Source organism: Mesorhizobium sp. WSM3879 (assembly GCF_002294915.1).
Taxonomy (GTDB): Bacteria; Pseudomonadota; Alphaproteobacteria; order Rhizobiales; family Rhizobiaceae; genus Mesorhizobium.
Genome location: NZ_NSFZ01000006.1, coordinates 81,765 through 94,147 on the forward strand (window position 1 = coordinate 81,765; position 12,383 = coordinate 94,147).

The following is a 12,383-nucleotide window of genomic DNA, read 5'->3' on the forward strand; positions in this document are numbered from 1 at the left end:
GGGCGTTTATAGGGGCCCGATCTCAAAATACGGCTGTTCTCGATCGAAGGCTCGGCCGGGTCTTCTGTCAGACGAACTTCGGACATTGATCCTAACAGCATTTGCCCCGCCGCAAGGGCTATTGTGCATTGCACAAAATCCGACCCGCGGCTAGACGTCCTTCCGCTGCGGGAATCGGGGTTGGAACCCAGCGGCGGGGCAGCGAGAACCGAGGCTTCGTCGATATCGCATTCATAGCTGAGGACCTTCATGACCCTTTCTAGCCCTGACCAATCCGGCGCCCCCAGTCTCGAGGCCATCGCGCGAAACGGCGGCGTGCTGCGCCGCATCGCCTTGCGCATTCCCACCTATCTTTCGGACATTCGGGAGAACCCGGCATGGCTGCCGATGTTCGTGCTGGCCCGCACCATGCCGGCCCGCAGGATGCACTGGCGTGGGGCAAAGCCGGTTTGCGTGTCCCAAAAGGCCCACGACACGATGTTTGCCGGCGTCAATCGCCAGGACGTTGTCGAGGCGCTGCGGTCGGACGGGCTGTTTTGCGGGCTCGTCCTTCCGACTTTCATCCATGAGGAGATCGCCGCCTTCGCCCGGTGCACGCCTTGTTTCGGCAATTTCGATCGCCGTCTCGAATTCATGCCTGAGGACCATGCCGAGGCCGAAAAGCGTTTCGGCCGCTCCTTGCTCAGCGGCCACTATTTCGAACGCATCCTCGGCTGCGAGGCAGCGGTCGCCCTCCAGAACGATCCGCTGCTGCTCGACATCGCCGCGCATTATCTGGGCGCTCAGGCGAAACTGATCACCACACGCGTGTGGTGGAGCTTTCCCACCGGCCAGGCTTCCGACGCCGACAAGAACCGTGCCTCGCTGGGGAAGTATCATTTCGATCTCGATGACTGGCGGATGCTGAAATTCTTCTTCTATCTGGCGCCGGTCGACGAGGGCACCGGCCCGCATGTCTATGTCCGGGGCAGCCACAAGCGGCGCATCCTCAAGCATCAACTGACGCTGCTCGTCGGCCATCCCGCGCATGAGGTTCTCAACGTCTATGGCGATGACAGCCCCGTCACGCTGACCGGCGAAGCCGGCTTCGGCTTTGTCGAGGATCCGTTTGGCTTCCATATGGGCACCGTGCCTTCGCGCACGCCACGATTGATGATGGAAGTCGGCTTCGGCGTGTCGCCGCCCTCGCGCCGGCGCTTCCATGGCGAGCCGGTCATTCGCTGATCTCGCAAAGTGCTGAAAACAGCTTTCCCCAGATCACACGCCTGGTTCTCCCTTGGGCTAGCTGGTGCCATGGCGTCGTCATGGGATCAGCTGGCACACTGGATCGAGGTCATCCGACCCCGGTTGGGCCTCGACTGACCCAGATCAAGGCCATGTTCTAGTCGGCGTGGTCTGATCGGCCAGTTCTTCAGGGGAAACGCATGTGCTGACCGACAGCCTGATCGTCGCTCCCATCATCTTTACAATCCGGACCATACGGCGCGCAAATGACGCTTCACCAGCCAGGAACCGACGCGAGAAACGCGCCTGAGGCGATGCGGCGGGCCATGGATCGCAGCGCGACCGATGTGCGACATACGGCTCGAATCCAGCAGCGTTTCGCGAAGAGAGCCGACGCGCAGGCGGCACGCTGATGCCCGGCCTTGACCACAGCTTCGACATCATTGTCGTTGGCGCCGGGCCGGTCGGTCTTTCCTTCGCCGCATCGCTTGCCCACAGCGAGCTCAAACTGGCGGTTGTCGAAGGACAGTCCCTGGATAGACTGGCAAGTCCGGCTTTCGACGGTCGCGAGATCGCGCTCACCCACGCCTCGATTGGCATCCTTCGCGAGCTCGGCGCCTGGGATGTTATCCGTGCTTCGGACAAGTCACCGCTTCAAGGCGCACGCGTCCTCAACGGATCGAGTCCCTTTGCGCTGTGTTTCGATTCACCGGGCCGATCCGCAGAACCACTGGGCGTTCTGGTCCCGAATTGCCGGATCCGCGATGCCCTTTTCAAGATCATCCGCTCCCAGGGCCATGTTCGGCTGCTGTGCGGCCACTCGGTCGTGCGTGCAACAAACAGCCGTCAGCGAGCAGTTATAACGCTCTCCAATGGCAGGCAGCTGACCGCTCGGCTTCTCGTTGCCGCCGATTCGCGTTTGTCCGCCACCCGCAATCTGCTCGGCATCGGCGCCGATATCAACCGGCTTGGCAACTCGATGCTGATTTGCCGGGTGAGGCACGAGCGCCCCCACCATCAGATCGCGATCGAATGGTTCGATCATCATCAGACGATAGCGATGTTGCCCCTCGCCAAGGGCGTGTCGTCGCTGCTTTTGACTTTGCCCTCAAACGAGGCCGAAGAACTGCTTGCCCTTGATGACGAGTTGTTCCTGATGGAGTTGACGAAACGCTGTCGAGGCCGCCTCGGCAACATGAGCCTGGCAAGCCAACGCCATATCTATCCGTTGGTCACGACCTGGGCGCACAGGTTCCGGGCGCCGAGCGCCGCATTGATCGGCGACGCTGCCATCGGCATGCACCCGGTGACCGCGCATGGCTTCAACATCGGCCTCGGCGGCCAGAAGCAGCTCGCCCGTGGTATTCAGACAGCATGGCGCGACCGTCGCGACATTGCCGATCCCGACATGCTCCACAGATATGAAAGCCGACTGCGCCTGTCGGCCGCGCCGCTCTACCATGCTACGAATATTCTCGTCGGTCTCTACTCAAGCGAGCATCCGGCAGCACGGCTTGCAAGGCATGTGGGGCTGCGCCTCGGACAACATCTTCCCTTTGTCCGTTATGGCATTGCGGCCATGCTGAGGCGGTGAACCCCAGTCACAGTGGCATCGTCCGCGTGCCGGCCTAGCAGGCTGGCGAGTGTGGTTCGATGTGAGCGGTCGCGGCTGCGCGGAATCGTCGATCGCCGCAAGAGCATGACGCCTTCCTCCCCTTGTATAGGCGAAGGCGTGCTCTGCTCTTTCAGGCGTCTGTGTTCCTAGTGCGGACGACGAGGTATCTGGGCCGGTCAATCGGCTTTCGGTGCTGATTATGGCAGGGCCGCCCCTCTACTGAGCGATCGGTCAGGATTGCTCTGTCTTGGAACGAGAGAGGACCGCCGCGATTTTCGACCCGCGCAGCGCCCAGCCGGTTCCGTGGTTGCACGCTTGCCGTTCCATGGTCAGCCGCATCCGGCACAGCCGGCACACGAGGTGGGCGACCGAACGGACCGTCAGGGGCGCCGATCCGAAGGAGCCCAATTGCTCCCAATGTGGGCCTCGCGGCTGACGGAACGCGGCTGATCGACGCGATGGAGAAGGCCAACTGGTCCAGGCTAGGGCGGCTCGTATCCTCGGCCCCACGCCGCTGCAAGTCGGCTATGCTCTGCGCCGGCACGGAATTGAGGTGAAGAAGTTCTAAACGCCTGGATGATGTCAGGTCGCGAAGTCGCCCCCGGCCGTTGTGACCCTAGACATGCGGCACCTCTCGCGAGCGAGTTCGCTTCGTCAATGTCGGGGGCCAAGACATTGGGCGATGACACCTTTGTGAGTTGGCATAGGATTGGACGTTGAAGCGCATTCTGGAACAGAGTTTGAAATGGCCGAGTTGAGCCCGCTGCGCCGCCTGAGCGAGGACATGACGGCTTGCAACAACGATCGCACATCCACACGGTAGCGAAGGTATTTCGTTTCTCCGGAACGACGATGCGCGCCGTCTTGTACGTCTCCTTCGCGATGTAGGTGATCACGCCGCAAGCTCAGATAGCTGAAGGTGGAGTTCGCACAGGAGGTGCGGTGTCTCCTTCACCCTCATCGCCGCCGCCCGACCCTCCATCATCCAGATCGCTACTGGGCCAGTGTGCCGACAGGCTGTCGGATGGGAGGTCGACCTCGTCACCACGGCGATCGCCCGGCAACAACAACCCATTTCCCTGTACCGGGATGAAATCGGCACCTGATAATCGTCTCGCCCCGACTGATTGCGGGCACTACATGAAGCTGGGAACGCAAACGCCCCTCACGCAGGTCGTCCTCGAGAGGCAGCAATTCAAAGCCGGTGGCGGGTGCTTCCCGGGCGACCGCTCCACGACCGCTTGAAGACCGTCATGAAATCGGAAGTGCCGATCCTGAAGCGATGCGCCGATTGGGTTGGGTTGAATTATCCCAGGGAATGATAGAGAGCTGGATGTGCAGCAGAGCCTCGCGGACCGCGGGGGCGAGCCCTTCCGCACGGCGTGTTGGGACAAGTTCACGGCCTCTGATGATAAATAGCTCGTCGCGGAAAAGTCGCGCACCGGCTTTAGCGGGTGGAGCATTCACATCAAGGCCCTTGAAGCGCACGGTCGATTCATCCACGGCATGGATGTGAAGTATCCGAACAATCGATTTTGCGACGTTTATGGAGTGCTGCATTTCTGAAGTAGACGTCTAGCATCAAACGAGGCCATGCTCACTCGAATATGTTCTTCGGACGTTGCGCAAGCTCCATCGATCCGGCTGACGCAACCAAGCCCCAAGGCCGCTTGGAGGCATACCACCGGCAAAAGCTCCGTACGCTTTCCAGACTGGTCGAGATCGGATCGCGTGACGCGTAACCCAGGAAACGGCAAGAGGAAGCTATTCCATGCGCTTCCAAAGTACGCCGGGAGACTATGCGGGAAATGAGCTGGGACTTGCAGACAACGTCGAATTCGCCGAATTCTTTCAAAAAGCCATTTTTAGGAAGGCGGCTTACATAGAGTTGCTGCGCCGTTTCATCCAGGGCTGACATCGTAGGTCAACCCCAGCCGAACAAACCTTAGAACGGAAACACTTGCATGACCCATCCAATGCCTTCACCTAGCCCATTTGTGATCCTTGCGATGCCGAGGGCGGGTACGCATTACTTGGAAGAACTGCTGAACGACCATGCGAGCGTACTGAGCAATGGTGAGTTGCTCAACCGCTATGATACTAACTGGCTCGATAAGGACCGCTTGCTAGGCAGCGATCGCGAGCTCCTCGAGCTTGCCTACTTGCGTTATCCCAACGCAACCGACAAGAAGGTGACGCGCGTTGGTTGCAAGATCAACGAACCTCAGTTTCGCGAGCGTCCGGGCTTTTTTGCTGAGCTCGCTCGTTGGCCATGCCTGAAGGTCATCCTTCTAGTTCGCAGAAACACATTGGAATCGCTGCGATCGCTGACACAGGCGAGGCAAACCCGCCAATGGCTTAAGTACATTTCGGGCAACGACGCGAATCCATGCGTCAAACTGACAGTCGCCTGCTGCGAGGCTTATTTCAAGACCGCCGATGAATTCCACAATCTCGTCGCGCGCTCCTTCGCGTCCACCGACTTGCATGTGGTCGAGTACGAGAGCCTTCTTGGCGAACCCTCTGCGTGCTTGGCAAAAATTTGGGAGTTCCTGGGGATTCCAGCGGTTCGGCTCTCTGGTGCCACTATTCTTAAGCGGCAGGAAGCGCGCCCCCTGGACCAAACGATAGAGAATTTCGGAGAGTTGCGGCGTCACTTCGCAGGCGGACCTTACGCGCGATTCTTTGAGGTTGGTGACCGTCTGAATAGTCGGCGCAGCGGAAAGCGACAGCCTGCCCTTCCTTAGCCTCCGGGACCCAACGTCGACGAGCTCGCTCGCCCTTCCGACAATAGTGCAGCGCTGAATTCAGGGCGAAAAAGGGGCTCGACGATGAAGGGCAGCATGGGCATCCAAACCTAGAGACCGCACACCCGCAAGGCACCGGCACCACCATCACCGCTTCTCGCAATCGGCACGTCCGTGTTCATACGGCCATGGCGTAAGACATACCAGACCGAGCGAAATAGGGATGCCGCCGGCGAAAGCAAGCGCCGGAATGGCAATAAGGGCTCGGAATGGCCTCCTGTACTGGCAACACCGGGAAGCAGCACGAACATTCGCATTGGTATGGCGATGCCGGGAGTTGCTGCGTGAGACGGCGCGGGCGCACGAAATTGTCATTCACGCCGGATCGACGTGCGCATGCTTGTGTCGGTCCCGCCGAACCTGTCGGTAAGTATCGCGTGCAGCGCCCGAAGGGACGCAGTTTACACAAGCTGCTGAGCGAGTTCGGATATTGCGCAAACGCTACTAGGGCCAGCATCTGTGGGCGAGGGGTTATTGGGTTGCCACAAGCGGCAATGTTACCGACGAATGTGGGGAACCAGACGCCGCCCGAGCCTGACGACAATCTCAACGTGACGTGAGTTCGCGCCCTGTCCGCCGGACGGCGGACCGATCCGGCTTTAAGCCGTAACCTGAAGCCACCGGTTTTAGTCGGTGAAGCATTCACCCGATGCTCAGAAGGTAGCCGGAAACTCCCTCAACGCGCGGCATGGGCTTCCCGGACAGCAGTGCAGAAATGACAAAGCCGGGGCGACAATGTCGGACAGGCGACGTATCTGTTTACGCTATCTGCTTGTTCCAGAATGACCTTTTATTCGGAACGGCACATGCTTGGTTGTCCGCGAGTCATCACCGAGCGAGTCTGGACACCCCATGCCTTTGCCGATCCTTGCACTTGCCATTGCATCCTTCTGCATAGGCACCACCGAATTCGTCATCATGGGACTGCTGCCGGAGGTGGCCGCCGATCTCGGCGTTTCAATTCCATCGGCCGGCTTGCTCGTCACCGGCTACGCGCTGGGCGTTGTCATCGGCGCACCGATCGTCGCTGTGGCGACGGCCCGCCTGCCGCGCAAGCCGGTGCTTGTCGGCCTCGCTACGCTCTTTGTCATCGGCAATCTGTTCTGCGCGCTTGCGCCCAATTACTGGCTGCTGATGGCGGCGCGCGTCTTCACCGCTTTCGGCCATGGCGCCTTCTTCGGCATCGGCTCGGTCGTCGCCGCGAGTCTTGTGCCGCGCAACAAAAGGGCGAGCGCGATCGCGCTCATGTTCGCCGGTCTGACGCTCTCCAACATACTCGGCGTCCCCTCCGGCACCGTGCTCGGCGAAGCCTTCGGCTGGCGCGCCACCTTCTTTGCCGTCGTTGGCATCGGGCTGGTCTCGGTCGCGGCCATCGCCTGGCTGGTGCCTTCGGATGTCGCCGAGCCGAGCGGTGGCCTGCTCGCTGAATTGCGCGTGCTCGGCAAGCTGCAGGTGTGGTTGGCGATGGTGATCGCCTCGCTTGCATCGGCCAGCCTGTTCGCGGTTTTCACATACATCAAGCCTTATCTCACCGACGTCTCCGGCCTGTCGACGGCGACCGTCACCTGGGTGCTGCTCTTGTTCGGCGCCGGCATGACGATCGGCAACCTCATCGGCGGCAGCCTAGCCCAATGGAGGCTGATGCCGACGGTAATCGGCACGCTTTTCGCCATGGCCTTGATGTTCGTCATCTTCGCCAAATTCGGTGCGATAGGGATGGTTGCCATAGCCATCGTCTTCCTATGGGGTATGCTGATCTTCATCGTCGTGCCGCCGCTGCAGATCCGCGTCATCGAGGCGGCTGCCGAGGGCCCGAACCTGGCCGCCACGCTCATCCAGAGCGCCTTCAATGTCGGCAATGCCGGCGGCGCTTGGATCGGTGGCCTCGCTATCTCCTGGGGCGTATCCTACGCCCGGTTGCCGCTGGTAGGTGCGGCGCTGGCGCTTCTGGCCGTCGCCGCCGCTGTGCTGCTGCAGTCAGTCGACCGCCGTACTGTCCTGCAGACGCGGCCGGCGGAATAGCCGCTCTGCGCATGGTAAGTCTGCACCCCCGAAATTCTCCGCTGAATACGAAGGGTAAGGCGATGCGACGACATTCCGAGATGCGCGAAGATACATCCACCTGTTTGCAATTCCCCTGCCTGCTTGGAGTCCGGCGCATGCTGGATCACTGACATCTTCCTGAGTTCGGACGATGTTGTCGCGAGGCAGGAAGGGGATGAGCTTGGAATTGAGCCTGGATGCCAGTGTGTAGGCGAGGTTGAGCTCGCGGTCGGTTTGACGCTCGTTGCAGATCAGTCCGCTCGATGCACGACATGCGGCTCGACTCCAGCAGCGTCTCCCGAAGAGAGCCGACGCGCTGGCGGCACGTTGATGGCCGGCTGTGACGACGGCTTCGACATCATTGACGTTGGCGGGTCGGGCCCTTCCTCCACTTGATCGCTGCTTCGGCACGAGGCGCAGACACGCCGCTGGCGGCCGCTCTTGAGGCAGGTTGTGTCACCGACAGCCGCCATCGCTGCCGTCGCAGTATCGGGCCGATCGAGGACGACCAGAAGCTGTAGATCAGGGCTTTGAAACGCATGGTGTTAACATCCACAGCCTGGATGCTCGCCATCTAAACAATCAATTTTACCAATCCGAGCGGGTCATTCATAGACCGCCGCACATGACGTACACCGCCGTTGCACCACCGCGTGAGGTACACAAAAGAACCCGAAAAAAAGGAAGTCTTCGCATGCGCTCTGACGTGCAGTGGAGGTTGTGCTGGGAAAATGAGTTGCGGCTTACCGATCATCTCGAACTCTCTGAGTTCTTCCGGAAGATCTATGAGCCTGTCGGAGCCTTTAGTGCAAAGGCATTCGCGGGCGGTCGAAGTTGGGCCGGTGCAAGGCCGGAGGTCCGCGCAATCGGCTATGATGTGCACGGGATAGCGGCTCACTTGGGCGTGCTGCGCCGATACATCAAAGTGGGCGACGCTGATCTCCTTGTCGCTGAACTCGGTCTATACGGGGTGCGTCCGGATCTTGAGGGGCTAGGAATCGCCCATTCGATCAGCGCGATGTATCCAGTGCTGCAGCAGCTTGGCGTTCCATTCGCTTTCGGCACGGTTCGGCACGCGCTCCGGAACCATCTTGGCAGGTTCTGCCGCAAAGGCTTGGCGAGCATTTTGTCGGGCGTTCGCGTGCGTTCAACCCGCCCGGACGTGTACCCAGATCTGCCTCCCACGCGAATCGACGACGACGTGCTCGTCATGGTGCTCCCAATTGGACGCTCAATGAGCGAGTGGCCGGCCGGCACTTTGATCGATCGGAACGGTCCAGAGCTATGAAGAACACCCGCAATGATATCAGTCACCGCGACCCGCCCCTCATCGCATTGACCGATCTGAACCCAGCATTGACCGCGGATTTGTTGTCCGCTCGCTTCCTCAAATGTACTGAAAAATCTGACATCTCATGAACCTCTTTGTCCCGGCCAGTATTGTCGCCGTCTGCTCTTATGCGCTGCTGTCGACCGTCTATAAGACCGCGCAGGTGCTTTATACCCTGCCTGCAGACGTACCGCCGTCCTCGGGCGAACCGGCCGGCTGTGAGCCTTGGCCGAGCGTCGATGTCATTATCCCGTGCTACAACGAGGCACCTCGCACCCTCTCGGACTGCCTGGCTTCCATTGCAAGTCAGGACTATGCCGGAGAACTGCAAGTCTATGTTGTTGATGATGGTTCTGGAAACCGCGATGCCCTCGTCGGTGTGCACGAGGAATACGCGCGCGACCCGAGGTTCAATTTCATTGCGCTCCCAAAGAATGTCGGAAAGCGCAAGGCACAGATTGCGGCGGTTCGCCGCTCGTGCGGAGATTTGGTGCTCAATGTAGATTCGGACACGATACTCGCACCGGACGTCATCACAAGGCTTGCGCTAAAGATGCAAGATCAAGCGATCGGCGCCGCCATGGGCCAGTTGGCGGCTAGCAATCGCAATGAAACTTGGCTGACGCGGTTAATTGACATGGAATACTGGCTCGCCTGCAACGAAGAGCGGGCAGCGCAGGCTCGGTTCGGTGCCGTCATGTGTTGCTGCGGTCCGTGTGCCATGTACCGGCGAACCGCGCTTGTTTCGCTGCTTGATCAGTACGAGACGCAGCGCTTTCGAGGGAAACCGAGCGACTTCGGTGAGGACCGCCACCTTACGATCCTGATGCTGAAGGCAGGCTTTCGAACAGAATATGTCCCGGAGGCCGTCGCGGCAACAGTCGTTCCCAACAGCATGGGGCCTTATCTGCGCCAACAACTTCGCTGGGCTCGGAGCACGTTTCGTGACACGTTGCTGGGGCTCCAACTGCTGCGCGGCCTTAATATCTATCTCACATTGGATGTGATTGGGCAGAACCTTGGCCCATTATTGCTGTCATTGTCGCTCCTGGCGGGGCTCGCGCAATTCCTAACGACGGGTACCGTGCCTTGGACGGCGTGCCTGACGATTGCGGTCATGACTATAATTCGCTGCAGCGTGGCAGCGTTTCGTGCGCGCCAACTTCGATTTCTCGGATTCTCGCTCCACACACTCATCAACATTTTTCTCTTGCTCCCATTGAAAGCATACGCGCTGTGTACATTGAGCAATAGCGATTGGTTGTCGCGAGGCTCTGCGGCCAATGTGCCAAACATCGGCGGCGCCGTTCCAAAGCACAACTTGGTGGGATCTGACGCAACTTACAGCGAACAGCAATAGTCACGTAGGTGGAAGAGCTTTGAGCCAGGACCAGGAACATCAAGTGTTGAGTCGGAAGTTGGGCCCAGAGGATTTGGGGCGGCTCGAGACTGGTCCGATCGAACGGAAGTCTCACGGGCAAGCAAGCGCGAAAAGCTCCCTGCCTGGCCCTCTGTCGACCGTGGCTGTCGATTTTGCCGGCGTAACCAAGTCGTATGGGAACAAGGCCGTTGTCGACGAACTGTCGTTCAGCGTTGCGTCGGGCGAGTGTTTCGGCCTCCTCGGACCAAACGGCGCGGGCAAAAGCACGATTGCGCGTATGCTCCTTGGCATGACATGCCCTGACGCGGGCACGATCACAGTGCTCGGCGTCCCGGTGCCGGCGCGAGCTCGGCTGGCACGCAGGGGCATTGGCGTGGTCCCGCAATTCGACAATCTTGACCAGGAATTCACCGTACGCGAGAACCTGCTGGTGTTCGGCCGCTACTTCGGCATGAGCACACGCCAGAGCGAAGCAGTCATCCCGTCCCTTCTCGAATTCGCTCGCCTCGAGCGAAAGGCGGATGCGCGTGTCTCGGAACTGTCCGGCGGGATGAAGCGATGCCTGACGATGGCGCGGGCGTTGATCAACGACCCCCAGCTCATTGTGATGGACGAGCCGACAACCGGCCTCGATCCCCACGCGCGCCACCTGATTTGGGAGCGGCTGCGCGCCCTGTTGGCATGCGGCAAGACGATTATCCTGACGACGCATTTCATGGAAGAGGCTGAGAGATTATGCGATCGGCTGTGCGTGCTCGAAAGAGGTCGCAACATCGCCGAAGGCCGCCCGCAGGCGCTTATCGACGAGCATATAGGATGCCAGGTCATGGAGATCTACGGCGGCGATCCGCACGAGTTGCATTCGCTGGTCAAGCCACATTCTCAGCGCATCGAGATCAGCGGCGAAACCCTTTATTGCTATGGGCCAGACCCTGACCAGGTGCGCACGCAACTGCAGGAGCGTGCAGGTCTGCGTCTTCTTCTGCGCCCAGCCAATCTCGAGGATGTTTTCTTGCGGCTGACCGGGCGCGAGATGGAGGAGTGAACGATGATTGAAGGTTTTGCCGCGGCGCTGCCGGCCAATGCGTGGAACTGGGTTGCGGTGTGGCGCCGCAACTATCTGGCATGGAAGAAAGTCGCACTCGTGTCGATTCTCGGTAACCTCGCCGATCCGATGATCTATCTTTTCGGACTCGGCACCGGACTCGGCATAATGGTCGGCCACGTTGACGGTGCGTCGTATATCGCCTTTTTGGCGGCCGGTATGGTCGCGGTAAGTGCGATGACCGCCTCTACCCTCGAAACATTGTACGCGGCTTTCGCTCGCATGCATTCTCAACGCACATGGGAAGCCATGCTGTACACGCACGTTACCCTCGGCGACATCGTTTTGGGTGAACTGGCCTGGGCAGCCACCAAGGCCTTCCTGGCCGGTACGGCAATTACGATTGTCACCGTAACGTTGGGCTATGCAGCCTGGCCGTCCGTCCTCTATGCGCTGCCAATCATTGCTCTGACGGGGTGCGTATTTGCGAGCCTCGCGATGATCGTCACCGCACTTTCGCCCAGCTACGATTACTTCGTATTTTACCAGACGCTTGTGCTTACACCTATGCTGTTCCTGTCGGGCGCCGTTTTCCCATTGAATCAGCTGCCTGACGCCTTTCAGAAGATAGCGCGATGCATGCCGCTGTCACATTCGATCGACCTCATTCGACCTGTTATGCTTGATCGCCCGATCGCCGGCATCGCCCTGCACATCGGTGTGCTCGGCCTGTACGCACTGTTGCCATTCTTTCTCTCGATGGCGCTGTTGCGCCGCCGACTGATGCGCTGACGCGAAAGAGAGAAGGAGATAAATCATGCCCTATGAGCGCAAATAAAAACGACATCGCCAGCATGTGCCGCGAAGGGTTTGGCTGGCGTCAATACAATCTCACAACGCTATGGGACCGGCGTCTCGAGCACAGAATCTTATGTTGA

At 59.8% G+C, this 12,383-nt stretch carries 9 protein-coding genes and 4 pseudogenes; 11 read left to right on the forward strand and 2 right to left on the reverse strand.

The features are described from left to right. Nucleotides 1-249: 249 nt before the first annotated feature. The 3 genes and pseudogenes from CK218_RS15505 to CK218_RS31410 form a co-directional block, all read left to right on the forward strand. Entirely contained in the window at nucleotides 250-1,224 is a 975-nt protein-coding gene (locus CK218_RS15505; protein WP_095776608.1) for a hypothetical protein, read from the forward strand. A 412-nt stretch (nucleotides 1,225-1,636) separates the two neighbouring features. Further along, a complete protein-coding gene (gene ubiM / locus CK218_RS15510; protein WP_095776607.1) occupies nucleotides 1,637-2,818 on the forward strand; it encodes a 5-demethoxyubiquinol-8 5-hydroxylase UbiM in 1,182 nt (393 codons plus the stop codon). Nucleotides 2,819-3,282: 464 nt separating this feature from the next. Then, nucleotides 3,283-3,407, forward strand: a pseudogene (locus tag CK218_RS31410) (helix-turn-helix domain-containing protein); the annotation flags it as partial. Between the two features lie 605 nt (nucleotides 3,408-4,012). Here CK218_RS31410 and CK218_RS31115 read toward each other — a convergent pair. Next, a pseudogene (locus CK218_RS31115) lies at nucleotides 4,013-4,360 on the reverse strand (LysR family transcriptional regulator); the annotation flags it as partial. Between the two features lie 250 nt (nucleotides 4,361-4,610). Between CK218_RS31115 and CK218_RS30615 the strand changes: the two are divergent. From CK218_RS30615 to CK218_RS15530, 4 genes and pseudogenes are all read left to right on the forward strand, one after another. After that, nucleotides 4,611-4,754, forward strand: coding sequence for a hypothetical protein (locus CK218_RS30615; RefSeq protein WP_179294520.1), 144 nt, complete (start codon nucleotides 4,611-4,613; stop codon nucleotides 4,752-4,754). A 49-nt stretch (nucleotides 4,755-4,803) separates the two neighbouring features. After that, the gene (locus CK218_RS15520; RefSeq protein ID WP_095776606.1) at nucleotides 4,804-5,586 is read left to right on the forward strand and encodes a sulfotransferase; all 783 of its coding nucleotides are present in this window, start codon (nucleotides 4,804-4,806) and stop codon (nucleotides 5,584-5,586) included. A 390-nt stretch (nucleotides 5,587-5,976) separates the two neighbouring features. Then, nucleotides 5,977-6,154, forward strand: a pseudogene (locus CK218_RS31120) (transposase); the annotation flags it as partial. Between the two features lie 344 nt (nucleotides 6,155-6,498). After that, the gene (locus tag CK218_RS15530; RefSeq protein ID WP_095776605.1) at nucleotides 6,499-7,668 is read left to right on the forward strand and encodes an MFS transporter; all 1,170 of its coding nucleotides are present in this window, start codon (nucleotides 6,499-6,501) and stop codon (nucleotides 7,666-7,668) included. Nucleotides 7,669-7,772: 104 nt separating this feature from the next. Here the strand turns inward: CK218_RS15530 and nifH are convergent. After that, nucleotides 7,773-7,947 (reverse strand): annotated as a pseudogene (gene nifH, locus CK218_RS15535) (nitrogenase reductase); the annotation flags it as partial. A 436-nt stretch (nucleotides 7,948-8,383) separates the two neighbouring features. Here nifH and CK218_RS15540 point away from each other — a divergent pair. From CK218_RS15540 to CK218_RS15555, 4 genes are all read left to right on the forward strand, one after another. Next, a complete protein-coding gene (locus CK218_RS15540) occupies nucleotides 8,384-8,977 on the forward strand; it encodes a NodA family N-acyltransferase (RefSeq protein WP_095825975.1) in 594 nt (197 codons plus the stop codon). A gap of 127 nt (nucleotides 8,978-9,104) precedes the next feature. After that, the gene (nodC, locus tag CK218_RS15545) at nucleotides 9,105-10,379 is read left to right on the forward strand and encodes a chitooligosaccharide synthase NodC (RefSeq protein WP_095776603.1); all 1,275 of its coding nucleotides are present in this window, start codon (nucleotides 9,105-9,107) and stop codon (nucleotides 10,377-10,379) included. Nucleotides 10,380-10,422: 43 nt separating this feature from the next. Next, nucleotides 10,423-11,445: a nodulation factor ABC transporter ATP-binding protein NodI gene (gene nodI, locus CK218_RS15550; protein ID WP_095776602.1), complete on the forward strand. Its 1,023-nt coding sequence runs from the start codon at nucleotides 10,423-10,425 to the stop codon at nucleotides 11,443-11,445. Nucleotides 11,446-11,448: 3 nt separating this feature from the next. Continuing rightward, nucleotides 11,449-12,237 (forward strand): ABC transporter permease, encoded by a 789-nt coding sequence (locus tag CK218_RS15555; RefSeq protein ID WP_095802359.1) that lies wholly within the window; start codon nucleotides 11,449-11,451, stop codon nucleotides 12,235-12,237. Nucleotides 12,238-12,383 lie beyond the last annotated feature (146 nt).

Bases quoted from the DNA above. Each gene is read 5' to 3' on its own strand.
- CK218_RS30615 (WP_179294520.1), top strand. From the start codon at position 4,611: ATGCGCTTCCAAAGTACGCCGGGAGACTATGCGGGAAATGAGCTGGGA.
- CK218_RS15540 (WP_095825975.1), top strand. From the start codon at position 8,384: ATGCGCTCTGACGTGCAGTGGAGGTTGTGCTGGGAAAATGAGTTGCGG.
- CK218_RS15530 (WP_095776605.1), top strand. From the start codon at position 6,499: ATGCCTTTGCCGATCCTTGCACTTGCCATTGCATCCTTCTGCATAGGC.
- CK218_RS15505 (WP_095776608.1), top strand. From the start codon at position 250: ATGACCCTTTCTAGCCCTGACCAATCCGGCGCCCCCAGTCTCGAGGCC.
- CK218_RS15555 (WP_095802359.1), top strand. From the start codon at position 11,449: ATGATTGAAGGTTTTGCCGCGGCGCTGCCGGCCAATGCGTGGAACTGG.
- ubiM (WP_095776607.1), top strand. From the start codon at position 1,637: ATGCCCGGCCTTGACCACAGCTTCGACATCATTGTCGTTGGCGCCGGG.
- nodC (WP_095776603.1), top strand. From the start codon at position 9,105: ATGAACCTCTTTGTCCCGGCCAGTATTGTCGCCGTCTGCTCTTATGCG.
- CK218_RS15520 (WP_095776606.1), top strand. From the start codon at position 4,804: ATGACCCATCCAATGCCTTCACCTAGCCCATTTGTGATCCTTGCGATG.